Source organism: Kribbella sp. NBC_01484, assembly GCF_036227145.1.
Lineage (GTDB): Bacteria > Actinomycetota > Actinomycetes > Propionibacteriales > Kribbellaceae > Kribbella.
This window is the reverse complement of the sequence record NZ_CP109437.1, coordinates 4,693,305-4,715,874: the sequence shown is the minus strand read 5'-3', so window position 1 is coordinate 4,715,874 and position 22,570 is coordinate 4,693,305. Positions and strand designations below refer to the sequence as shown.

General features: G+C 68.5%; 26 protein-coding genes. 9 read left to right on the top strand and 17 right to left on the bottom strand.

Going from position 1 to position 22,570, the window contains the following annotated elements; translation table 11 throughout:
• Positions 1 to 84: 84 nt before the first annotated feature.
• Positions 85 to 897, top strand: coding sequence for a formylglycine-generating enzyme family protein (locus tag OG555_RS23195; protein WP_442914536.1), 813 nt, complete (start codon positions 85 to 87; stop codon positions 895 to 897).
• On the opposite strand, the gene OG555_RS23190 is transcribed toward OG555_RS23195, so the two are convergent.
• From OG555_RS23190 to OG555_RS23170, 5 genes are read right to left on the bottom strand one after another with little or no spacing between them, the layout of a single operon-like run.
• Positions 890 to 2,068 carry a glycosyltransferase 87 family protein gene (locus OG555_RS23190; RefSeq protein ID WP_329474619.1) on the bottom strand — a complete coding sequence of 393 codons (1,179 nt, stop codon included), beginning with the start codon at positions 2,066 to 2,068 and terminating at the stop codon, positions 890 to 892. The genes OG555_RS23195 and OG555_RS23190 overlap by 8 nt on opposite strands.
• Positions 2,069 to 2,105: 37 nt before the next feature.
• Complete coding sequence (locus OG555_RS23185) at positions 2,106 to 3,260, bottom strand: glycosyltransferase 87 family protein (protein ID WP_329474618.1); 1,155 nt, start codon at positions 3,258 to 3,260, stop codon at positions 2,106 to 2,108.
• 26 nt (positions 3,261 to 3,286) lie between these two features.
• Positions 3,287 to 4,531: an MFS transporter gene (locus OG555_RS23180; RefSeq protein WP_329474617.1), complete on the bottom strand. Its 1,245-nt coding sequence runs from the start codon at positions 4,529 to 4,531 to the stop codon at positions 3,287 to 3,289.
• Positions 4,528 to 4,956 carry a MarR family winged helix-turn-helix transcriptional regulator gene (locus OG555_RS23175; protein ID WP_329474616.1) on the bottom strand — a complete coding sequence of 143 codons (429 nt, stop codon included), beginning with the start codon at positions 4,954 to 4,956 and terminating at the stop codon, positions 4,528 to 4,530. The genes OG555_RS23180 and OG555_RS23175 overlap by 4 nt, the downstream gene beginning before the upstream one ends.
• Positions 4,905 to 6,209: an MFS transporter gene (locus OG555_RS23170; RefSeq protein ID WP_329474615.1), complete on the bottom strand. Its 1,305-nt coding sequence runs from the start codon at positions 6,207 to 6,209 to the stop codon at positions 4,905 to 4,907. The genes OG555_RS23175 and OG555_RS23170 overlap by 52 nt, the downstream gene beginning before the upstream one ends.
• A gap of 127 nt (positions 6,210 to 6,336) precedes the next feature.
• Here OG555_RS23170 and OG555_RS23165 point away from each other — a divergent pair, with 127 nt between their 5' ends.
• From OG555_RS23165 to OG555_RS23150, 4 genes are all read left to right on the top strand, one after another.
• On the top strand, positions 6,337 to 6,909 hold the full coding sequence (locus tag OG555_RS23165; RefSeq protein WP_329474614.1) for a TetR/AcrR family transcriptional regulator: 573 nt from the start codon (positions 6,337 to 6,339) through the stop codon (positions 6,907 to 6,909).
• Positions 6,906 to 7,424 carry an SRPBCC domain-containing protein gene (locus tag OG555_RS23160; RefSeq protein ID WP_329474613.1) on the top strand — a complete coding sequence of 173 codons (519 nt, stop codon included), beginning with the start codon at positions 6,906 to 6,908 and terminating at the stop codon, positions 7,422 to 7,424. The genes OG555_RS23165 and OG555_RS23160 overlap by 4 nt, the downstream gene beginning before the upstream one ends.
• Positions 7,425 to 7,501: 77 nt before the next feature.
• Positions 7,502 to 8,476, top strand: coding sequence for an aldo/keto reductase (locus OG555_RS23155; RefSeq protein WP_329474612.1), 975 nt, complete (start codon positions 7,502 to 7,504; stop codon positions 8,474 to 8,476).
• Between the two features lie 60 nt (positions 8,477 to 8,536).
• On the top strand, positions 8,537 to 9,049 hold the full coding sequence (locus OG555_RS23150; protein ID WP_329474611.1) for a BON domain-containing protein: 513 nt from the start codon (positions 8,537 to 8,539) through the stop codon (positions 9,047 to 9,049).
• A gap of 222 nt (positions 9,050 to 9,271) precedes the next feature.
• Here OG555_RS23150 and OG555_RS23145 read toward each other — a convergent pair whose 3' ends face one another.
• On the bottom strand, positions 9,272 to 10,333 hold the full coding sequence (locus tag OG555_RS23145) for a LacI family DNA-binding transcriptional regulator (protein WP_329474610.1): 1,062 nt from the start codon (positions 10,331 to 10,333) through the stop codon (positions 9,272 to 9,274).
• A gap of 238 nt (positions 10,334 to 10,571) precedes the next feature.
• On the opposite strand from OG555_RS23145, the gene OG555_RS23140 reads away from it, so the two are divergent.
• On the top strand, positions 10,572 to 12,095 hold the full coding sequence (locus OG555_RS23140; protein WP_329474609.1) for an alpha-N-arabinofuranosidase: 1,524 nt from the start codon (positions 10,572 to 10,574) through the stop codon (positions 12,093 to 12,095).
• On the opposite strand, the gene OG555_RS23135 is transcribed toward OG555_RS23140, so the two are convergent.
• From OG555_RS23135 to OG555_RS23105, 7 genes are all read right to left on the bottom strand, one after another.
• Complete coding sequence (locus tag OG555_RS23135) at positions 12,092 to 12,910, bottom strand: MerR family transcriptional regulator (protein WP_329474608.1); 819 nt, start codon at positions 12,908 to 12,910, stop codon at positions 12,092 to 12,094. The two genes, OG555_RS23140 and OG555_RS23135, sit on opposite strands and share 4 nt — an antisense overlap.
• 56 nt (positions 12,911 to 12,966) lie before the next feature.
• Entirely contained in the window at positions 12,967 to 13,230 is a 264-nt protein-coding gene (locus tag OG555_RS23130; RefSeq protein ID WP_329474607.1) for a hypothetical protein, read from the bottom strand.
• A gap of 197 nt (positions 13,231 to 13,427) precedes the next feature.
• The gene (locus OG555_RS23125; RefSeq protein ID WP_329474606.1) at positions 13,428 to 14,444 is read right to left on the bottom strand and encodes a zinc-dependent alcohol dehydrogenase family protein; all 1,017 of its coding nucleotides are present in this window, start codon (positions 14,442 to 14,444) and stop codon (positions 13,428 to 13,430) included.
• Between the two features lie 12 nt (positions 14,445 to 14,456).
• Positions 14,457 to 15,647 carry an RNA polymerase sigma factor gene (locus tag OG555_RS23120; RefSeq protein ID WP_329474605.1) on the bottom strand — a complete coding sequence of 397 codons (1,191 nt, stop codon included), beginning with the start codon at positions 15,645 to 15,647 and terminating at the stop codon, positions 14,457 to 14,459.
• Positions 15,644 to 16,012, bottom strand: a complete 369-nt coding sequence (locus OG555_RS23115; RefSeq protein WP_329474604.1) for a YciI family protein — start codon at positions 16,010 to 16,012, stop codon at positions 15,644 to 15,646. The genes OG555_RS23120 and OG555_RS23115 overlap by 4 nt, the downstream gene beginning before the upstream one ends.
• A 122-nt stretch (positions 16,013 to 16,134) precedes the next feature.
• Entirely contained in the window at positions 16,135 to 17,247 is a 1,113-nt protein-coding gene (locus OG555_RS23110; RefSeq protein WP_329474603.1) for an NAD(P)/FAD-dependent oxidoreductase, read from the bottom strand.
• 46 nt (positions 17,248 to 17,293) lie between these two features.
• Positions 17,294 to 18,040 carry a hypothetical protein gene (locus OG555_RS23105; protein ID WP_329474602.1) on the bottom strand — a complete coding sequence of 249 codons (747 nt, stop codon included), beginning with the start codon at positions 18,038 to 18,040 and terminating at the stop codon, positions 17,294 to 17,296.
• A 108-nt stretch (positions 18,041 to 18,148) separates the two neighbouring features.
• Between OG555_RS23105 and OG555_RS23100 the strand changes: the two genes are divergently transcribed.
• Complete coding sequence (locus OG555_RS23100) at positions 18,149 to 18,520, top strand: nuclear transport factor 2 family protein (RefSeq protein WP_329474601.1); 372 nt, start codon at positions 18,149 to 18,151, stop codon at positions 18,518 to 18,520.
• Here OG555_RS23100 and OG555_RS23095 read toward each other — a convergent pair.
• A complete protein-coding gene (locus OG555_RS23095; protein ID WP_329474600.1) occupies positions 18,517 to 19,365 on the bottom strand; it encodes a SigB/SigF/SigG family RNA polymerase sigma factor in 849 nt (282 codons plus the stop codon). The genes OG555_RS23100 and OG555_RS23095 overlap by 4 nt on opposite strands.
• 298 nt (positions 19,366 to 19,663) lie before the next feature.
• Here OG555_RS23095 and OG555_RS23090 point away from each other — a divergent pair, with 298 nt between their 5' ends.
• The gene (locus OG555_RS23090; protein WP_329474599.1) at positions 19,664 to 19,897 is read left to right on the top strand and encodes a DUF397 domain-containing protein; all 234 of its coding nucleotides are present in this window, start codon (positions 19,664 to 19,666) and stop codon (positions 19,895 to 19,897) included.
• Positions 19,898 to 20,125: 228 nt separating this feature from the next.
• Here the strand turns inward: OG555_RS23090 and OG555_RS23085 are convergent, their stop codons facing one another.
• Together OG555_RS23085 and OG555_RS23080 are read right to left on the bottom strand one after the other, a co-directional pair.
• Entirely contained in the window at positions 20,126 to 20,344 is a 219-nt protein-coding gene (locus OG555_RS23085) for a hypothetical protein (protein ID WP_233714578.1), read from the bottom strand.
• Entirely contained in the window at positions 20,341 to 20,535 is a 195-nt protein-coding gene (locus OG555_RS23080; RefSeq protein ID WP_329474598.1) for a hypothetical protein, read from the bottom strand. The genes OG555_RS23085 and OG555_RS23080 overlap by 4 nt, the downstream gene beginning before the upstream one ends.
• A 449-nt stretch (positions 20,536 to 20,984) precedes the next feature.
• Here OG555_RS23080 and OG555_RS23075 point away from each other — a divergent pair, with 449 nt between their 5' ends.
• On the top strand, positions 20,985 to 21,857 hold the full coding sequence (locus OG555_RS23075) for a helix-turn-helix domain-containing protein (RefSeq protein WP_329474597.1): 873 nt from the start codon (positions 20,985 to 20,987) through the stop codon (positions 21,855 to 21,857).
• A 21-nt stretch (positions 21,858 to 21,878) separates the two neighbouring features.
• On the opposite strand, the gene OG555_RS23070 is transcribed toward OG555_RS23075, so the two are convergent.
• The gene (locus OG555_RS23070; RefSeq protein ID WP_329474596.1) at positions 21,879 to 22,505 is read right to left on the bottom strand and encodes a DUF2461 domain-containing protein; all 627 of its coding nucleotides are present in this window, start codon (positions 22,503 to 22,505) and stop codon (positions 21,879 to 21,881) included.
• Positions 22,506 to 22,570: the final 65 nt, after the last annotated feature.

The window sequence follows — 22,570 nt, the reverse complement described above, 5'->3', positions numbered from 1 at the left end:
GAGGCCTCGACTCCGCCGCCCGTGTCTTCGGAGACAGGGCAGCACGGGGTGGAACAGGTGGTGCTCGACGGTGGCGAGTTCGCCATGGGTGACGGGACCGGGGACGGGAACGCCGGAGATGGCGAGACACCGGTTCATCGGGCCCGGCTGGCGCCGTACAGCATCGATGCCTCGAGCGTGACGAATGCGGACTTCGACCGATTCGTCGAGGCGACCGGGTATCGGACGGAGGCGGAGATCTTCGGCTTCTCCGCCGTCTTCCACCTCGCGTTGGCGGCCGAGCCGGACGAGGTGATGGGGCCGGCGGCGGGTACGCCGTGGTGGGCCGGGGTGCGAGGCGCGGACTGGCGTCACCCGGGTGGGTCCCGGTCCGATCTCGACGGACTCGACGACCATCCCGTCGTCCATGTGAGCTGGAACGACGCGGTCGCGTACTGCCGGTGGGCCGGACGCCGCCTGCCGACAGAGGCTGAGTGGGAGTTCGCGTCCCGGGGCGGCCTCGAGGGCGCGCGGTATCCGTGGGGCGACGACCTTCGTGACGACGGGGCTTGGCGCTGCAACATCTGGCAGGGCCAGTTCCCGGGCGTGAACACAGAAGACGACGGTTACCTCACCACTTCGCCGGTCCGCAGCTTCGAGCCGAACGGATTCGGCCTGTGGCAGACGGTCGGCAACGTCTGGGAGTGGTGCGCCGACTGGTTCGGCCCGCGGTACTACAAGTTCTCCCCCGATGCGGACCCCCAGGGCCCGTCGCTCGGCGCGGCCCGGGTGATGCGCGGTGGCTCGTACCTGTGCCACGACTCGTACTGCAACCGCTACCGCAACTCCGCCCGCTCCTCCAACACCCCCGAGTCGTCGATGGGCAACACCGGCTTCCGCACCGTCGCTCTCAGCTGATCCGTTCGTGGTAGTTCCCGACCTTGAGGCGCGTTCGGCGCCGGCAGCCGGCTGCCAGCACGAGCGCGCCGGCCAGTGTGAGCCAGAGATAGGCGTTGCCCGCCACCTGCTGGCCGAACGACCAGTCGAGCTCGCGGTTGTTCGATCGCGGTGGCCACCAGATCGGCGCGACCACGAAGGCGGCGTACCAGGCGCTCGCGACGACGATCCGGGCGCGGCCGTCCAGCACACGGGCCAAGGCGATGCCGCAGGGCAGGGTCCAGACCCAGTGGTGACTCCAGGACACCGGTGAGCAGAACAGGCTGATCAGGCCGCAGACGGAGGCGGCCGCCAGACGTTGCCCGCGCAACCAGAGCATCCGCGACAGCCACAGGCCGGCGCCGGTGGTGAGTACGACGAGCACCAACCAGACCGGCCCGCCACCTGCGAGATCACCGGACCGTCGGATCAGGAAGCCGTTCCAGGATTGGTTGCCCGCGTATGCCAGTCCGCCGATCCGGGTCGTCTCGCCCAGCAGGTGGGTCCAGTAGTGCAGCGCGGTGCCCGGGGCGACCAAGAAGCCGAGCACGACCGTACCCAGGAACGTCGCCGCGGCGTTCGCGAGCGCCCGGCGCTGCCGGGTGACGAGCAGCAGGCCGAGGAACACCAACGGCGTGAGCTTGATGCCGGCCGCGATCCCGATCCAGAGCCCCCGGTGCTTGTGCTTGCCGTCCAGGAGGTCGTACAGGATGACCGCGCAGAGGATCAGATTGATCTGACCGTAGGACAAGGTCTCGCGGACCGGCTCCAGCAGCAGCGACGCGGCCACCAGCATTACCAGGACGGGGGGATGCGGTTTCGCGGTGAACGAGCGCAGGCAGAGCCGCCAGATCGCGGTCAGCGCGACCCCGGAGGCGACGATCGAGGCGGCGTAGGCGAGCGGCCAGGTCAGCACTGCGAACGGGATCATCACCAGCGCGCCGAACACCGGATAGGTGAACGGCATCGCGATGTGCGGCAGCCGGGCGTCGTACAACGCCGGCGGATCGGTCAGCATCGTCCAGCCGCCGAGCCGATACACCTTCAGGTCGGCCCCGGTGTGGTCCCAGAGCCACGGCAACAACGCGCCCACCGTGACCACCACTGCCACGGCCAGCCACCACAGGACCGCCGTCCCCCTTTTCCACTGCACCAGTCCACGTTCTCACGCGACCTGGTGCGGATCCGGACTATGCCGCTGGCAGCTTCCGGCCAGAGGTAACTGGTGCCCGCAGCAACGACCGGGCCAGGACGCCGGCTACGGCGAGCGCGGCGATCAGGTAAGCGTTCCCCAGAACCTGCTGGCCGGCCGACCAGCCGAGCTCGCGGTTGTCGTGATCGGGCGGCCACCAGATCGGGCTGATCGTGAACACACCGAACCAGGCGAGGCCGGCGAGCACCCGCCACCGCGGTGCCACGACCTGGAGCAGAGCCACCCCGAGCGGGATCACCCAGACCCAGTGGTGGCTCCACGAGACCGGCGAACAGAGCAGGCCGATCAGCCCGCAGATCGACACGGCGGCGAGTCGTTGATCGCGCAACCACAGAACCCGGCACAGCCACAGCCCACCGAGCCCGGTGAGCAGTACGAGGACGTACCAGAGCGGCCCTCCGCCGTCGAGGTCCCCGGTCAGCCTGATCAGGAAGGCGTTCCACGACTGGTTGCTCGCGAACGCCAGACCACCGGTCCGCGTCGGGTCGGATACTAATGAGGTCCAGTACTGCCGCGACGCGTGCGGCGCGATCAGGAAGCCGAGGACGACCGTCGCCAGGAAGCCGGCCGACGCGTGTGCCAACGCCCGCCACTGCCGGGTGACGGCGAGGAACGCGAGGAAGACGAGTGGGGTCAGCTTGATGCCGGCGGCTACACCGATCCAGAGTCCACGGCGATGATGCGTTCGATCCAGGACGTCGTACAGGATCAAGGCGCACAGCATCAGGTTGATCTGGCCGAAGCCCAGTGTCTCCCGGACCGGTTCGAGTAGCAGCGACCCCGCGACGACAGCCAGCAGGAGCGCGGAGGACAGCGGAACCGACAGCCGCCAGATCGCGACCAGGCTCAGCACCGTGCCGACCGTCCAGACGACCGCTGCGACCGGCCACGGCAGCAAGGCGAACGGGACCATCACGATCGCCGCGAAGGGTGGGTAGGTGAACGGCAGTACGGTCCCGGCGAGCTGTACGTCGTACAGCCTGGACGGATCGTGCAGCAGGGTGCTGCCACCCAGGCGGTAGACCTTGAGATCGACCAGGGAGTGCTGCCACAACATCGGCAGCACGATGCTCGCGATGATGCAGACCCCGATGGCGGCTGCCCAGAGACCCGTCGTCCCGCGCTTCCCCATAACTCCAGATCCTGGCACAGGCCCGGTCAACCGCGCGGAGCAGGCCCGACCGACTCGGCGCCGACGCGGAGGCCGGGAGTGGTGACGGCGACGGTGGCGACCGCGGCGATGCAGAGGATGGCACCCGAAGCGAGGGCCGTGACCGGCGAGGTGAGCTGGGCGACCAGACCGCCGCGGAGGTTGCCCAGATCGGGCCCGGCCTGACCGACGATCTGCTCGACGGCGCTGACCCGGCCGAGGAGTTCGCTCGGCGTGTGAAGCTGGATGATCGTGCTCCGGGAGACGACCGCCACCGTGTCCGCGGCACCGGCCACCGCCAGGAACACCAGAGCCAGCCACGGCACCGGCGAGAACGTGAACAGAACAAGGGCGATCCCCCACCCCGCGGATCCAGCGAGCATGACCACGCCGTGTCGTGGCAGCCGGGTGAACGCACCAGACAGCACGGACGCCGTGACTCCACCCACCGCGATCGCGGTCAGGAACAGGCCGAGCGTCCGCGGATCGTTCCCGAATCGCTCCGCGTTGATCACCGGGAACAGGCTGATCGGCATCGACAGCACGGTCGCCGCGAGATCGGTGATCAACGCACCACGGATCACCGGCGTCGCCACGATGAACGCCAACCCGTCCCGCACTCCCCGCAGCCCCGGCTTGGCGACCGCCCCGACCCGCAGGCGCGGGAGTCCGAGTACGCCGTACAGCGCGGCCAGGAAACTGAGACAGTCGATCAGGTAGCAGGCGCCTGCACCCCAGACACTCACCACCAGACCGCCGATGGCGGGACCGAGCAGCATCGCCGCCTGGAAGGCGATCCGGTTGAGGGCGATCCCAGCGGCAAGGAGCTCCCGGGGCAGCAACTGCGGCAGGACGGTCCGCGCGACCGGCCCGGCCGCGGCCGCGAACGACGCCTGCGCCGCGACGAGCCCGAGCAGTACGCCGACCGGCACCGCACCGATCACCAACTGGCTCGCCATCACGGCCGAGGTGATCAACTGCCCGCATGTGGTGATCAGATAGAACCGCCGTCGCTCGACCCGATCGACGAGCACACCCGCGAACAGCCCGAGCAGGATCAACGGCAACGCCTGCGACAACCCGACCGCGCCGGTCCACGCCGTACTCTGCGTCTGGTCCCACACCTGGAACATCACCGCGACGAACGCCAACTGGCCGCCGAACGTCGACAACAACTGCCCGACCCACAACCGCCGGAACACCGGAGCGGCCCGCAGCGGCTCCAGGTCGATCAGCGCATGCTTGACGCTCACCGCTCCGGCTCGACGCGGTCGAGCTTCTCCGCGATCCGGTCGTGGAAGCTCTTGCGGGCCAGGGCTTCCTCGACGTCCCGGACCACCTGGGTCATCGGATACGGAAGCTCGGCCTCCAGCTCGGTGATCGCGGCCTCGGTCGCCCGCCACTCGGCCGCCAGCAGCTCGACGATCTTCTTCGCCTTCGCGGTCAGCGCGACCTTCTTGCTCCGGGCATCGGTCCCCGGCACGGTCCGCACCAGCCCCGCGGTCCGCATCGCCGACACCTTCTGACTGAGCGCGGAATGCGTCCGCCCGACCGACTCGGCCAGCTCGGTGATCGTCATCGGGCCCTTGGCGTGCAGCCGCAACAGCTCCATCACGAAGCTCGGCTTCAGTCCCTTGATCTGCCGGTCGGTGTAGATGCGCCCGATGTCGGCGTCCATCCGGGTCTGCAAGTGGTGCAGGCCTCGCCACTGACTCTGCTCCGTCGGATCGTCCATGGCAAGATCATAACAGCACTTATATAAGTCCTGTCGGGCTGCGCTCGGCGGATCCAGCTGAGAGCCAGTACGGCGGCCAGCACGCTGATGGTGACCAGGGTCGCGAAGCCGTACCGGGTGTCGGTGCGTCCGGTGACGATCGAGGTCACCAGCATGACGACGACGGTGGCGGCGAGACCGTAGCCGTTGGCGACCCCGAACGCGTGCCCGACCCGCGACTCGTCGACCGACGTCATCAGCAAGGACCGGGCCGCGATCCGCGCCTGCCCGAACACGAACGCACCGACCAGCACCAACCCCATCAGCGCATCGACCCCGAACAGCGGCTGCAGGACGAGCAACGCGTTACAGGCCAGGAACCCCACCACGGCAACCCGAAGATCACCGAACCGTACGGCGGACCGCCGATAGGCGACCGCGGCGAGCAGGAACCCGGCGCCCCCGAGCGCGTCCACAACACCAAGGACGGCCGGACCACGATGCCACTCACCGACGAGGAGCACCGGCAGCAATGCGTTGAACACCGTGACCACCACAAGCCCCTGCCCGAACAGCAGTGCTAGCGGGCCAAGTGGCAAAACCGCTCCTCCGACGGACCGCACAGTCGGCACAGGATCACCGCCGGCATCCGCCACGGGCCGGCGGCGCGCGCCGACAGCGGCGACAAACAGCGCAGAGGCAACGAACGTGATCCCGTTGAACACGAACAGCGGCGTAGAACCGAAGTACTGCAAGGCGAATCCGCCAACCGATGCCGACAGCAACATCCCGCTCTGCAGCGCGATCTCGTAGTTCCCGTTGAACCGCCGCAAGTCCGCCACCGGCACGCGTTCCCGCACCAGCGCCGCACTCGCCGGCACGAACAGCGCGGCAACGACCGCGAGCGCGAAGTTGCTCCCGTACACGAGCATCTGCTGCGATCCACCGACCGCCAGCCCGACCGGCAGACACAGCGCCGCGACGGCACTCACCACATCACACCCGATCCACAGCCGGCGCCGATCGAACCGGTCCGCGAGCCGGCCGAAGTACGGCGAGAGCACCGCCTGCGGCACTGCGACCGCGATGAACAGCCAGCCGACGTCCAGCATCGATCCCTGCGCGCGGACGAGCAGCAGCGCGGCGCCGATCAGCTGGATGTTGTTTCCGAGGGACGTGATGAAGGCTGCCGGCAACAGCAGCTTGTGTCTGCGCATCCCACCACGGTCGCATCGAACACTGACAGTCCATGTCAGCGATTCTCTTCCGCTACCGCAGTTGCGTAAATCGACCGGCCGGGCTAACCTTTCTTTCCGACACCGTAGTAGCGAAAAGAGGACGGCGATGGTGGGACGAGGGCGGCCGCGGGATGCCGGGGTGGAGGGACGAGTACTGCAGGCTGCCATGGCCGAGATGCGGGCCCGCGGGTACGACGGGATGTCGGTCGACCGGGTCGCGGAGCGGGCCGGGGTGGCGAAGACCACGATCTACCGGCGCTGGCCGACCAAGGCCGAGCTGGTGATCGCGATGATCGCCGGGCTGCGTGACACCGTGCCGTTCGAGCCGACCCCGGACACGCGGCGCGACCTGACCGACCTGGTTACTGCGATCGTCGCGACTCTCACCACGCTGCCGGTCACGCTCATCGCCGACCTCGCCGCCGCCGCGGCCCGGGAGCCGCGAGTCGGAGAGAGTGTCCGGGCCCTCTGGACCGAGCGGCATCGCGCCGTCACCGCGGTCCTTGCGCAGGCCCAGGCGGACGGCCGCGTCCGCAGCCATGCGTCGCCCGCCGTGCTGGTCGACCAGCTCATCGGGCCGCTGTACTACCGGCTCCTCGTCACCGGCGAGCCGATCACGTCCGTCTACGCGAGGGAGCTGGTCGACAGCGTCCTCGGCCCCGATCTGGAGCAGTCATGAAGAAGAGAAAGAAGCTTTTCATTGCCCTCGGCACCTTCGTGGTGCTGCTCGCCGGCTACACGGTCGTCACGATCGTGCGGCCGCTCGTCCTGCACACCGAGCTCGTCGTCGACGCGACCCCCGAGCAGGTCTGGAAGGTGCTCGCCGACCGGCAGGCCTACCCGGAGTGGAATCCGTTCATCGTCTCCTCGACCGGTGACCTGACCGCGGGCGGCACGATCACCAACGTGCTCCGCGACACGAAGGGCTCGGAGACCAGGTTCACCCCCAAGTTGCTCGCGGTCGAGCCGAACAAGGAGCTCCGCTGGATCGGCAAGGTCCCGCCCGGCGGGATCTTCGACGGTGAGCATTCCTTCCGCCTCGAGGCGCTCCCGGACGGCCGCACCCGCCTGATCCAGGAGGAGAAGTTCCGCGGCGTGGCGATCCCGTTCACCCGATCGTGGCTCACCAAGACCATCGAGCCGCAGTTCGTCGCGATGAACCACGCCCTGGCCGCCCGTGCCACGGGCTACTGATGCTCATACGCCGTACGCATCGAATGCCGGTAAAAGATGCATTGGACGGATGAGCGAGCCGCTGATTGGGTTGAGGCATGGAGATGCGCACGTTGGGACGAGTAGGGATCGAGGTCAGCCCGGTCGGATTCGGGTGCTGGGCGATCGGGGGTCCGTTCAGCAATCCGGCCGGCGAGCCGTTGGGATGGGGCGAGGTCGACGACGACGAGTCGGTGCGGGCGATCCGGCGGGCCGTCGAGCTCGGGGTGACGTTCTTCGACACCGCTGATGTGTACGGCGCCGGCCACAGCGAACGCGTGCTCGGCAAGGCGCTGGCCGGGATCCGTGACCAGGTGGTCATCGCGACCAAGTGGGGCAATACGTTCGACGAGTCGACCCGGGTCATGCACCACCAGGACGGCTCGGTCGAGTACGTCCACAAGGCCGTCCGGGCCTCCCTGGACAGGCTCGGCACCGACTACCTCGACCTCTACCAGTTGCACTTCGACACCACCGACGAGATCGCACTGCCGTTGCGCGAGGCGTGCGAAGACCTCGTCCGTGAAGGGCTGATCCGCAGCTACGCCTGGAGCACCGACACGCTGCACAGCGCGGAGCTCTTCGCCGCAGGCGAGCACTGCTCGGCGGTCCAGCACGAGGCCAGCGTTCTGCACGACGCTTCGGACTTCTTCGCGCTGTGCGAGCGGGCCGACCTGGCGAGCGTCAACCGGACGCCGTTGGGGATGGGGATCCTCGGCCGGCGGACCGCGGACCGGCCGGCGACCGGTGCGGACATCCGCACGCTGCCGCCGTCGTGGCTCCGGTTCTTCGACGAGGGCGGCGTACCGGCGCCGGAGTGGTGGGACAAGGTGTCGGCGATCCGCGACGTACTGGAGAGCGACGGGCGGACGCTGGCGCAGGGCGCGCTGGCCTGGCTGTGGGCGCGGAGCCCGCGGACGGTACCGATCCCGGGCTTCCGTACGGTCACGCAGGCGGAGGAGAACGCCGGCGCGATGCAGCTCGGCCCGCTCAGCGATGACCAGATGAAGGAGATCGCCGCACTGCTTGCGTGAGCCTCGATCGACTGGGTACTGCGATTGGTAAGCGATCTTCTTCGAGGAGGGTGAGAGAGGATGCGACTGATCAGGAGTGCCGGGCTGGCCGCTGCAGGTGTGTGCGCTGGAATGATGACCGAGTACCTGCTCGACCCGGACCGCGGGAAGGCACGACGCGCCCGGATGCGCGACAGAACCGCGCACCGGGCAAACGACCTGACCGACGGTGTGCGCGGCTTGTCGCGCGACGTGTCGAACCGCGGCCGCGGGATGGCGATGGCGACGCGCTACCGGGTCACCGGGCGGTCGGCGGACGACGCCGTACTGCACGACCGGGTGCGGGCCGAGCTCGGCCGGCTGGTCAGTCATCCGCACGCGATCCAGGTCCGGGTGGACGGGCGAACCGTAACGTTGGCCGGTGATGTGCTGGCCGACGAGGACAAGCAGGCCCGGCACGCCATCAAACGCATCCCGGGCGTCAAGGACGTGGATAGCCAGTGGACGGTGCACGAGGAACCGGGCAGCGTGCCGACGCTGCAGGGCAAGGGACGCTCGCACGTCGGCGCCAAGCGTTCCCAGCCGATGCACTGACCCTTCCCAGAGACCAGCCCGGCGCTTTCACCACAAGGTGGTGGCGCCGGGCTGAGCCACGAAAAGACCGCAGCCAAGGTCCTCCGACCTGCGTGGGAGGTGTCGGCTTTACTCAGCGGCTCACGAAAGACCTCGAAGAAAGCTTGCAGACACTCAGGTTTATCGATATATCTCTGAGGAACGCCCATCCTCCCGGGGGTCCTGATGAGGTCTGTGCTGCGGTCAGCCGGTGGGTATCGTCGTACCGCGCTGGATCAGCCGGGCCGGCACGATCAGCTCCTGCGGGTCGCCGGTCGGGCCGCCGGTGATCTGGGCGATCAGCAGCGACGTAATGGCGTCGGCCATCTCTCCGTGGCCCGGGTTGACCGAGGACAGCGACGGAACCAGATACGGCGCTTCGTCGATGTCGTCGAAGCCCACCACCTGGACGTCGTCCGGCACTCGCAGCCCGGCATCGGCCAGCGCCCGGAGCGCACCCATCGCGGTCACGTCGGTCAGCGCGAAGACGGCATCGAAGGTGATGCCGCGATCGAGCAACGACCGGATCCCGGCGTACCCCGCTTCGAGCGTGAACTGGCACCGGACCGTCAGCTCCGGATCCATCGGTACGCCGGCCTCGGTGTGCGCGAGAGCGTAGCCCTCGGCGCGCAGGGCCGGCATGTTCGCGGTCGAGTCGGGGTTGCCGCCGAGCATGGCGACCCGCCGGGCGCCGGTGGCGAGCAGGTGCGCGGTCGCCTGCCGGGCGCCGTCGACGTTGTCCATCATCACGTGGTCGAAGCGCGACGGCAGCGCCCGCTCCCCGATCATCACCACCGGTGCGTCGGTGCGGATCTGGGCCAGCTCGGCCGGGTCGATGTCGACCACGCTGAGGATCAGGCCGTCGTACATCCGCAGCCGGGAGAAGGCGACCGCGTCCAGCTCGCCCTCGCGGCTGGCGCCGGTGCGCTCCATCACGATCCGCAGCCCGTGCCCCTCGAACCGGTCCGCGAGCCGTGCGGCCAGCTGGGCGAAGTACGGGCGCTCGAGCTCCGGGACCGCGAGGCCGACCACGCCGGTGCGGCCGGCGCGCAGGTGCCGGGCGGCCAGATTGACCTGGTAACCGAGCTCGCTGATCGTCGCCAGCACCCGTTCCCGGGTCGCGGCGCCGACCCGCGGCCGCCCGTTGATCACGTTCGACACGGTCATCGTGGAGACCCCCGCGGACCGCGCCACGTCAGCCATCGTCACCACGGTGGATGCTCGTTTGCCGGCTTCCCCGCCGCCCCACCGCCCAGGTCGCGTCATATCCCCACCCTACGTAAGGATCCACGCCTTCCGGCCCGCCCCCGTGGCCGTCCTGTCCGATCCGCTGACGCCACTTCCAGCGGTGGCGCTCCTGATGGTGGGGAAAGAATTCGTCGCCGGATGCAAACTTCTGTCCCCACCGACCGGGATCAGCCGGGCGTGCGGGCGGACCGCGTTCCTCCGGTCGCCCTCAGCATCGGCCGTACTGCCCGAAACCCCTCGAAACAAGGAGAATGTGGTGTCCATAGCATCTGCTGCCCGCGTCGTGATCGATCTCGACGTACCAGGACCGACCATCAGCCGGCATCTGTACGGGCACTTCGCCGAGCATCTCGGGCGGTGCATCTACGGCGGCTTCTACGTCGGTGAGGATTCGGAGCTCCCGCATGAGGGTGGCATCCGGCTCGACGTGGTCGAGGCGCTGCGGGCGTTGCAGATCCCGAACCTGCGCTGGCCGGGCGGCTGCTTCGCCGATGAGTACCACTGGCAGGACGGGATCGGGCCGAAGGCGGACCGGCCGTCGATGATCAACACCCACTGGGGCAACGTCGAGGAGAACAACCACTTCGGCACCCATGAGTTCATGGCGCTGTGCGAGTTGCTCGGCGCGGATCCGTACGTGAACGGGAACGTCGGCAGTGGGACCGTGCAGGAGATGAGCGAGTGGGTCGAGTACCTGACCCGCGACGGCGACAGCCCGATGGTCCGCCGGCGCAAGGCCAACGGCCGCGACGAGCCGTGGAAGGTCCCGTTCTGGGGTATCGGCAACGAGGCCTGGGGCTGCGGCGGGAACATGCGTGCCGAGGCGTACGCCGATCTCGCCCGAAGGTACGCGACGTTCTGCCGGGACCACGGCGACAACAAGCTCTACCGGATCGCTGCCGGTGCCGCCGATGACGACCTGGCCTGGACCGAGGCACTGATGAAGGCGATCAGCTGCCTGGGCTGCGGCCGCGACCCGAAGAACATCTTCCAAGCGGTCTCGTTCCACTACTACACGGTGGCCGGGACCTGGGAGAACAAGGGCAGCGCGACCGACTTCGACCTCGCCGACTACTACCGGACGATCATCAAGGCACAGGACATCGAGCGGGTGATCCGCGGCCACTCCGCGGTGATGGACGCGTACGACCCGGAGCGCAAGGTCGGCCTGGTGCTGGACGAGTGGGGCACCTGGTGGGATGTCGAGCCGGGCACGAACCCCGGGTTCCTGTTCCAGCAGAACGCGATGCGCGACGCGCTGGTGGCGAGCCTGCACTTCGACGTGTTCCACCGGCACGCGGAGCGGCTGGTGATGGCGAACATCGCGCAGACGGTCAACGTGCTGCAGGCGATGCTGCTCACCGACGACGACGACGGTCTGGTGCGGACCCCGACGTACCACGTCTTCGAGATGAACAAGGGGCACCACGACGCGGTGTCCGTGCCGGTCCACGTCGTCGAGCAGCCGGCGCCGTACGAACTGGATGGCGAGAGGATGGAACTGGTGTCGGCCTCAGCTTCGGTGAAGGACGGGCGGGCGCTGATCTCGATCAGCAATCTGGATCCTGTTGCGTCGCTGGACGTCGTACTCGATCTGCGCGGTGCCGAGATCCGGGAGCCGTCCGGACGGTTGCTGACGGCATCCAAACCGCAGGCGTACAACACGGTCGGCGAACCCGGCGCGGTGGCTCCGGTTCGGCTCAGAGTGGAACCGGAGCCCCGCGGCCTGCGGGTCACGCTGCCGCCGCACTCCTTCGCGACGGTCAGTTCGGCCATCTAGTTCGGCTTTGTGACCGGGATCTGGAACTCGTGCACCCAGTTGGCCGGGTTGTCCATGTCGAACTGGAGCGTGACCTCACGGGCGTACCCCTGACTGCGGTAGCCGTTGTCCTCGATCCAGCGGGCCAGCGTCTGCATGCTGCGGTCGGCTTCCATCATGTCGCCCTTGTGCACGATGGTCGCCGCCTGCGTGAGTTCGGGAAGATCGACGAGGTCGACACCGGCGGCTGTGCCGGTGTCGACGGGTACGGCGGCGTGGACACGGACCGTGTCCCCGTCGGCGTCCTCGTAGTACGCGACCGGCGAACCGCACGGGTTCACGCCGGCCTCGCCGAGGCGCTCGAACAGCTGGCCGAACAACGGCTGCAGCACCGGTCCGATGTCCTCGCCGTCGTAGCTGGGTGAGATCGCGGACAGCTCCGCGACCCGGGTCGGGGCGATGCGTTTCAGAACGACGTCGTCAGTGGGCATGTGGCCTTCCTTCTCGATCAGCCGGAGCCTCGCCTCGACACTGACCAACCGCGACGCGCCCCGCGCCAGCTCCGCCTCGAGCTGGGCCTGCCGCAACCGCAGCATGCCGCGCAGCTCCTCGGCGGACAGCTTGGCGTCGACGATCTCCGCGACCTGCTGCAGGCTGAAGCCCAGATCCTTCAGGGCGATGATCCGGTTCAGCCTGCGCAGCTGGTCGGCCGAGTAGAAGCGGTACCCGCTCTCCGGGTCGACCACCGCCGGCCGGAGCAGTCCGATCGCGTCGTAGTGCCGCAACATCCGGGCCGATACCTGTCCGAACGCCGCGAAGTCTCCGATGGTGAACATGCCCCCACCTTCCGGCTTGACACTGTGTGAAGGTCAAGCCTGCCTGCCGCGAACGGTCAGGAGGTGACGCCGGCCCTGCGGTCGCGGACGGCGGCGACGGCGAAACCAGTGAGCAGGACCGCGACGCCGCCGGCGCCGAGACCGGTGACGAGGTCGCTGCGGCTGCCCAGCCGGGCGTCGCACTGCATCGGCGTGATGCCCTTCTCGGGCTGGAAGACCGAACCGCAGGCCTCGCCGTTGACGTGGACCGGCCGTACGGCGAACACCACCCCGGCGATCAGCAGGACCACACCTACCGCGCCGAGAACCTTGCTCAGCACTGCCCGTCTCGCAGCGCGATGCCAGCCGCAAGGACCGACCACACCTGCCCGGTCAGATCCCGCATCGGCGCTCACGCTCCCTGGTAGCTCGGCAAGATTTGATCAAATCTAACGCAGCTAGCAGCTACCGCTGAAGCCAGGAACCGGCCCCGGATCGAATCTTCACTCAGTTCTAACGATCTCCGGGCCGGAACCGTTCACCCCGGGAGCACGGCCACCAGCGAACCACTGACGCGACCGTGGGCGACGTCTGCCAGCGCCCGATCGACCGCTGCGAACGGGACCGCGGTGGTGTGGGCTCTGACGGGCAGCCGGGCGATGAGGCGGAAGAGTTCCTCGCCGTCGCGGCGGGTGTTGGAGGTGACGCTGCGCAGGTCGCGTTCGTGGAAGAGATCGCGCTCGTAGTTCAGCGCCGGTACGTCGCTCAGGTAAATCCCGGCGACCGCCACAGTTCCACCGGGCTTGAGCGCTTCGAGGGCGTACGGGACCACGTCGCCGGCCGGAGCGAACACGATCGCCGAGTCCAGTGGCACGGGCGGTCGGTCGGCGGTCTCCCCGACGTACGCGGCACCCAGGGAGCGGGCCAGCTCCCGGTTCTGTTCGCCGCGCGTCATGACGAACAGCTCGGCGCCCTGGGCGGTCGCGATCTGGGCGGTGAGGTGAGCGCTGGAGCCGAAGCCGTAGATCCCGAGGCGGCCGCCCGGCGGGAGGTTCGCCCGCAGGAGCGACCGGTAGCCGATGATCCCGGCGCACAGGAACGGCGCGAGCTCCTCCGCGGGACGGTCGGCCGGCAGCGCGTACGCGTAGTCCTGCGGTACGACGGCGTACTCGGCGAATCCGCCGTCCGCGTCCCAGCCCGTGTACGACGACAGCGGGCAGAGGTTCTCGGCTCCGGCGCGGCAGAACTCGCAGACCCCACAAGTGCTCCGGAGCCACGCGATCCCGACCCGATCTCCGATCTCGAACCTGTCGGCCTGCGGTCCGCGATCGACCACCGCACCCACGACCTGATGCCCTGGTACGACGCCGGGCCGCCGCGGCTCGAGGTCGCCTTCGCACAGGTGCAGATCGGTGCGGCAGACCCCGCAGACCTCCACCTTCACCAGCACTTCACCAGGTCCGGCTTGCGGGACGGTACGACGTACCCTCCGCAACGGCCCGTCGTCGATCGGGCCGGGCCGCTCCACCGCCCATGCATCCATCAGCTCGCCCATAGGACCACGATCTCAGGCAGCCCCACGCGCTGCACGATTCCTGAGATAGCGCTGTTCCGACGTATTCGTGGCGAGCTTCGCGGCCGCCAGATACAGCTCCTTCGCCGCGTCGGCGTCACCCTGCAGAGCGAGCAGATGCGCCCGTACGGCGGGATAGCGATGCGACCGGGTCACGCGATCGTCGTCCCGCAACGTGTCAAGCAACGCGAGACCCGCGGCCGGACCGTGCACCTTCGCGACCGCGACCGCACGGTTCAACGTCACCACCGGACCGTCGAGGTGCCGCTCGAGCAGGGTGTAGAGGCCGAGGATCTGTCGCCAGTCGGTGTCGGCCGCGGTCTTCGCCTCGCTGTGCACGGCAGCGATCGCGGCCTGCAGCTGGTACGGCCCGAGCTCTGTCGTTGACATGGCCCAGGTGATCAACTCGACGCCCTCACCGATCGCCTTCTGATCCCACAGCCCGCGGTCCTGGTCGTCGAGCGGCACCAGCAACCCGTCCGCCGTCGTACGAGCAGCACGCCGCGCATCGGTCAGCACCATCAGCGCGAGCAGACCGGCGACCTCGCCATCGTCGGGCAGGATCGCGTGCAGCATCCGGGTCAGCCGGATCGCCTCCTGCGCCAACTCGACCCGGCTCAGCCGCTCCCCCGCCGTACCCGTGTAGCCCTCGTTGAAGATCAGATAGAGCACCTGCAGTACGGCGGCCAACCGCTCGGCGTACTCGGCCGGCAAGCGGAACGGCGTACCGCGCACCTTCTGCTTGGCCCGGCTGATCCGCTGCCCCATCGTCGCGTCCGGCGTGAGCAACGCGGCGGCGATCTCGGTCGTCGTCAGACCGCCGACCGCGCGCAGCGTCAGTGCGATCTGCGACGCGGTCGGCAACGTGGGATGGCAACACAAGAACAGCAAGGTCAGCGAGTCGTCCGACCCCGCGGCCGGATCGGGAGCGACATCCGGAACGCGTACGGCGTCCTCCCGGTGCCGGCGTGCTTCCTCGTTCCGGAGGATGTCGATCAGCCGCCGGGAGGCGACCCGGATGAGCCACGTCTTCGGCTCATCCGGGACACCTTGCTCCGGCCACTGCGTCGCGGCCGCGAGCAACGCCCCCTGGACCGCGTCCTCACAGGACTCGAAATGCCCGTACCTCCGCACCAGCGCGCCCAGGACCTGCGGGGTCAGATCTCGCCAGATCTGCTCGATCATGGTTGTTCGGGCGGGCCTGCCATGATCGGCCGGACCTCGACTGCGTCGCCGACGGCGCCGGTGATCCGGGTGGCGATGGACATCACCCGGTCGTGGCTGTCACAGTCCACGACCGCGAAGCTGACCAGCACCTCCTTGGACTCGGCGAACGGCCCCTCGCTGGCGATCGGCCCGTCAACACCCCCGCGGATGGTGTGCGACAGCGCCGGATGGGCCAGCCCCTCGGTCGACAGCAGCTCACCGGATGCGGTCAGCTCGGCCCCCAGTTCCTCGTAGAACGCACACGCCGCCAGGAACTCCGGGCTCGTCACGTCCACCGTGTCCCAGTCGGCCTGCTTGGTGTAGGCCAGCAACAGATACTTCATGACGCTCTTCCCTTCAGTAGTCGGTCACCTGCTTGCACCGACACCTCGAAGCTCTCGGAGCCGTTTCGACATCATCCGCGGCCCCCTTTCCTACGACACCGCTTTTCTACGACACCGCTTTTCTACGACATCAGACCGCGCAACAGGCGGCGGGTGATCAGGCCGTCGGCCAGGCCGAGCTCGACCAGGTCGTCGAAGATGCGCTGGTCAGCAGCGGCCGCGCGGATGCCCGCGTCGAGGACGCGCCCGGAGCGGGTGAGTTGGACGGTGAGCGCGGTGTGCCGGAGATGCCTGGCGAGAAGGCGAGCCGTTCGGCGGCGGTACGACGTACCCGCATCGGCGCTGTCTGCCCGCAGAGCATTGGCGACCGCGCGGCCGGCGAGCAGACCGGTCGCGACGGCGTAGTAGATGCCCTCGCCGGTCATCGGGTTGATCAACCCGGCGGCGTCGCCCGCCAGCATCACCCGACCCGCCGATGGACGCCAGGTCCATCCGGACAGCGGCAGATGGTGTCCCCACCAGGACTTCCCGCCGCCGGACGCGCCTGGCAGCAGGGCCTCCAGGTGCGCAAGCAGGTCGGCCCGGGTCGGACGAGGCCGGTCACTGGTCAGCTGTTCGCCGTACCCGACGTTCGACCAGCCGTCGCCACGGTCGAAGGACCACGCGTACGACGGCTGCCGCCCCGGACCGTACGCGATCACCTGACTCGCGGCCCGCGCACTCGGCGTCGGCGCATACCCGCGGATCGCCAGCGCCACCGGACCCGGCTTCACCCCCAGATCCCGCCGTACGACGGAATGCGCACCATCAGCGCCGACGACGAACCGGGCGTCGACCTCGCCGTCCACCAGCACCGCCCGCCGCTGGATCTCGAGACCACGGACCCGTCGGCGGACGAGCTGCGCACCGGCCGTCTGGGCCGCGTCCGCCAGTCGGTGATCGAAGACGGTCCGCGGCACCACCCAGTTCGGCCGGGCCATGTCCCGGTCGACTTCGACGTCGCCCCAGGTCAGGGCGAACCGTCGTACCGGCGTCCAGTCGTCGACGATGCCGGTGACGCCGACTCCCGCCAGCAGATCGAGCACGTGCGGAGCGATCCCGTCACCACAGGCCTTGTCCCGCGGGAAGTCGTGCCGATCGAGCATCAGCACCGAGAGGCTCGGGTCGGCCGCCAGCGCGCCGAGCGCAGCCGAAGCCCCCGCCGGGCCGGCTCCGACTACCACCAGATCCCACACAGGCACCTCCCGCAGATCCCTCCCAGTGTGGCAGCGGGCACGACTGCTAGCTGCCGGGACGCCTACCTGGCTTGTTGGGGCCGCGGGAGCCGGTCCGGCGCGGGCGCGGGACGAGCCGATCCGCGTGACCACTGGACTGACCCAACGAACCGACCGGGCGGGCCTCGTCGAGATCGACCACCCGCGGTGGCGGCGGGACGAAGACCTCGATGGTTTCCTCATCGTCCGGCAGAGGCGGCGGCGCGACCACCTGGACCGGCTTGGCCCGGGCCGCCGACTCCTTGCTCGCGCGCGACACCGGCGCCGCCACCCGCACCGCGGCGATCGGGACCCGGACCGGGCGCCGCGGCAACTTCGTTCGCAACTCGATGCCGAGCGCATCGATCAGCTTGCGGCAGGCAACGATCGACACCGCGACCGCGAACACCGTGCAACCGGCGAACAGCACCGACTGTCCACCGGATGCCCAGTTCGACGGGTCGGTACGACGCATCGCGGCGATCATCGCGACCACGATCGCGTTGGTGATGCCGAGGGCAACGGCCAGGCCGGTCGTGCGGAGCAGCACTCCCCGGTCGAGGCCGACATCGTCAGCGGCCGCCACCAATCCGGCGATCAGGCCCGCCAGCACCGGCACCGTATAGACCAGCGCCAACGTCAGCCCAGGGCTCGCAACGAGATAGAAGACGTCGAACACCAGCGCGGTGCCGGTCAGGGCGGCCGCGAAGCACACCACAATGCGCGGGTACGCGCGGACCACGGCGACCGCGTCCGCGGGCACCGTCCTGATCATCCGCAACGCCAGGAACAACGACTCATCCCCTCGTTTTCCCCCATTGTGCCGCTACCCTGCACCCTCGGTAACCATCCGCTGCGGGCGAGTCGCCATAGGGTGGGTGGAATGGACGAGGTGGGGATGGTTGTCGAGGCGGAGCTGAGTCTGTTGCGGCCGGACGTCCGGTCGTCAGCGCAGGCGGTCGAAGCGTTGCTGGATCCGGATTTCGTCGAGGTGGGCGCGTCCGGTCGCCGCTGGGACCGGCCGGCGATGGTGGCCGCGCTCGGCAGCGGTGAGATCACCGACCCCGAACCGATCCAGGCGACCGAGGTCGCCGGCGTCCAGTTGGCCGACGACCTCGTCCACGTCACCTATGTGTCGCGCCGTACCGGCGGCGCCCCGGTCCGCCGCAGCTCACTGTGGCGGCGGACCGACGGCACCTGGCGCCTCTACTACCACCAAGGCACTCCGGCGGATGTCGCCTCCGGCAACGGTTAGGCGGCAGCCGGCAGCGGAGCGAGCTTGTCGCGCAGGTCGTCGAGGATCTTGCGCAGCACCCGGGAGACCTGCATCTGGCTGACGCCGATGTCGTTCCCGATCTCCGACTGGGTCCAGCCCTCGACGAAGCGCAGTTGCAGGATCCGCCGCTCGCGCTCGCCGAGATCTGCCAGCACCGGCTGCAACATCTCGACCGTCTCCAGCTGATCGATGCTTCCGTCATCGACGTCGGCGACCACGTCGGCCAGCGTCAGCTCGGCGTCGACCTCGGCGGGCCGGTCCAGCGAGAGCACGTTGAAGCAGCCCTTGGCGGCGAGCGCCTGCTCGACCTCGGTGACGTCGACCTCGAGGTGCTCGGCGATCTCGCTCGGCGTCGGCTCCCGGTTCAGCTCCTGCTCGAGCTCCGGCAGCTTGGTCGCGATCGTGCCCTGCATCTCCTGCAGCCGGCGCGGAATCCGGACCGTCCAGGCGCAGTCGCGGAAGTACCGCTTCACCTCGCCGCGGATGGTCGGAATGGCGAACCCGATGAACGGGGTGTCCGCGTCGAGCCGGTAGTGATGCGCGGCCTTGACCAGGCCCAGGTAGGCGACCTGCTCAAGATCGTCGGCCTCGGCGCCGCGGCCGCGGAACCGGCGCGCGATGCCCCGGGCCATCTCGAGGTTGAGTTCGACGACTTCCTCGAGCAGGCGTTGCCGCTCGGCTTCGTCGGTGCAGGTAGCCCTGCGTTCCATCAGTTCCCTGGTGGCTGCTTCCCGGGCGGCCCGATCGGCCGGGGTCGTGCAGCTGGTGGAGGTCCGTCCTGACCGGGACGGGGCGGTGGCGAACAACACGGTGCTCGTACTCATTTGGTATGACCTCGCGACTCTTGTCACGGCGTGGCACTTCGCTGAACCACGGTCATGCCTGCTTCTGGTTGGTACCCATCTCCCGCGATCCCATGCATCCCGGCTCCGCCTGCCCAGCCGGCGTCGTACCGCGGATTCCTGTCACCGATCGCGACCTCGGGATGGTTTGCAACGGGCGTTTGAGCCTGTCGTGATCACTGCACGTAAGGGGGCGGACACCCGGCCCCGAAACGTGTACGATGCAAATGCAAGGCCAAATGCACGTGCATATGCCAAAGACGTACGGAAGGTGCAGCTGATGACTGCTGTCTACAACGGCATGCCCGGCGACTCGATCAGCGAGCTGATCTGGCGGAAGAGCCAGCGGAGTGGCCCCAACGGCAACTGTGTCGAGGTAGCGAAACTGGCGGACGGTGGCGTGGCGATGCGGAACTCGCGTCACACCGACGGCCCGGCACTGGTGTTCACCAAGGCCGAGATCGAGGCGTTCCTCGGCGGCGTCCACGACGGCGAGTTCGACTACCTCGCCTGACGGAACCGGAAGCAAGAGGCCCCTTCGCCAGGCGAGTGACGAAGGGGCCTCTTCCGTTGTCCGCTGCGACGGCGAAAGCCGGGGACGGCGGTCGGCAGCAAAACCTCACATGCGGCCGGCCGGCCCGACCCAGCGGGCGGACATCGGGCGAGCGCCGTACCAAGGAACGACGAAGGCCGACCCTCGGACGAGGGCCGGCCTTCGTGTTACCGGGAGGGGTCGAACGGGCTACTGGACGGTGAGCGGCCAGAGCTGTTCGCTGGGCAGTTCGGAAGCTTTGCCGGTGGCCGCATTGTCAACGGTGATACGCAATCCGGTGAACTTCGGCGTCATCACCCGCTGGTACCGCGACGCGCGGTCCGGCTCGGCGACATACTCGGCGATCAGGTGGTCTCCCAGCCAGATCCGCACCATCTTTCGGCCTCCTACTGCTCTGTCGGTGGTCATGGGGCGAGACTCACGATCGGGTCTCCGTCGAGGTGGCGGACACCGCGCAACCAGCCCTCGAAGGCCCAGCGCTGTTGCTCAGGGCAACGCGCGACCAGTGCCTGGATCTCCCGCTCCGTCAGTTCGTCGGGCGCGCGGCCGCCGGCCAGCTGGGCGATGCGCTCGGCTGTCTCACTGTCGTCGTCGTTCATCGACTCGGGTTCCCCAACCAGTCAAGCCAACGGGAGGGCCGTCGGCGGCCTGTAGGACCGGCCTGCCAGATCACGCAATGTTACGTATCGCGAGATCCAGCTCACCTTCTGTGCATGAATCAATCATGGCGTCAGCACGCTTCGAATGCAAGCGTCAGATGCACGTGCATCCGCACGTTTTCCATATCGAGACCACAAAGCCGCGGTTTCCGCCTGCCGAGGACTGGATCGAGGGCCGTCGAACGGTGTTCGCCTCAGCTCGAACGAACTGTCATGTCCTGACAAATTGACGCTATGACGCATCGGCTACTGTTACGACGCGTGATCGTCGGTCCGGATTCGCTGCTGATATGTAAGAACTTCGGCAGATTCGCTCCTGAGCGTGCGATGATGTGCACTGCGGGCAATGTTGCCGCTGATCAGACCGCTGGGGGCTGTGGGAGGTGGGTGTGACCGAGTCGGGCGCGCAGAGCGGACCGACCGCGCTTCGCATCATCCTCGGAGCGCACCTACGGCGGATGCGGGACGCGGCTGGGATCAGCCGATCCGACGCAGGGTGGGAGATCCGATCATCGGAATCCAAGGTCAGCCGGATGGAGCTGGGCCGCGTCGGCTTCAAGGAACGAGACGTCGGCGACCTGCTGACGCTGTACGGCCTGGACGACGGCGAAGAGCGCGAGCGGCTGCTCGCCCTCGCCCGTGAGGCGAACAACCCCGGCTGGTGGCACCGCTATGGCGACGTGCTGCCGAGCTGGTTCCACTCCTATCTCGGGCTCGAGGCAGCGGCCGCTCTGATCCGTACCTATGAGCTCCAGTTCGTCCCCGGTCTGCTGCAGACCACGGACTACGTGCGCGCGGTCGTCCAGCTCGGTCGTGGGCTGATCCCGGCCGAGGAGGTCGAGCGGCGGGTCGCCCTCCGGGTAAACCGGCAGGAAGTCCTGACCCGGCCGAATCCGGTCCGCCTCTGGGCCGTCGTCGACGAGTCGGTGCTGCGCCGGCCGATCGGCGGTGTGAAGGCGATGATCATGCAGCTGGACTCGCTGATCGAGGCGACCCACCTTCCGAACATCACGCTGCAGGTGATGAAGTTCGACTCCGGCGGCCACGCGGCGACCGGCGGCGCCTACAGCATCCTGCGTTTCCCGGAGCAGGACCTGCCGGACATCGTCTACATCGAGCACCTGACCAGTGCGCTGTACCTGGACAAGCTCGAGGACCTCGACCAGTACACGGCCACCATGGAGGCCCTCTGCGTCGCGGCCCCGCCGCCGAACAAGACACGCGACATCCTCACCGCGATCCGCCGCGACTACGACCGCTGATCCCGGGCTGCCTGCCGGCGGTCAGGTGTTGTCGATCAGCCAGGTGATGAGCGGCCGGGTGGCCTTCCAGTCGGCGCGGATCTGGCCGGCCAGCTCCGGCTTGTGGATGACGGGCTCGAAGCCGTAGGACTTGCTGACTGTCAGGGACTTGTGCCGGAGCAGGTCGATCCTCGGGTGCTCCGCGTCGTACCCGCGGGGGCTTGTCTTCAGCCGGTCCCCGCCGACCGTCCAGCCGGCCGCGGTGAGCTTGGCCAGCAGCTTCTCGAGTTGCCGGCCGCGCCGGTCGTCGTCGATCGCGGTCCGGACCCGGGCCAGCCGCTCCGAGTTCGCGTCGTAGAACCCGGCCGCGACCCGGACGCCGGGCGCCCCGAGCTGGACGTACCAGCCGGTCGCCGGAGCGACGTCGATGAACGCGCCCTGATGCGTCTTGTACGGCGTCTTGTCCTTCGCGAACCGGACGTCCCGGTACGGCCGGAACAGCTTCGCCGGACCGAAGTCCGGTTCGAGCTCCGCGAGCAATGCTGCCATCGGGGCCTTCACCGACTCCTCGTAGACGTGCTTGTGCGCCGTCCAGAAGCTCTTGGTGTTGTCCATCTCGAGGTCGTCGTAGAAGTCCAGCGCCGCCGCCGGAAACCCGGTGAAGCTCATCCACGTCCTCGCTTCGCTCCGGGCGCGGATGAGGCACGAACCACGCTGTGTTTGATGGTGAACTC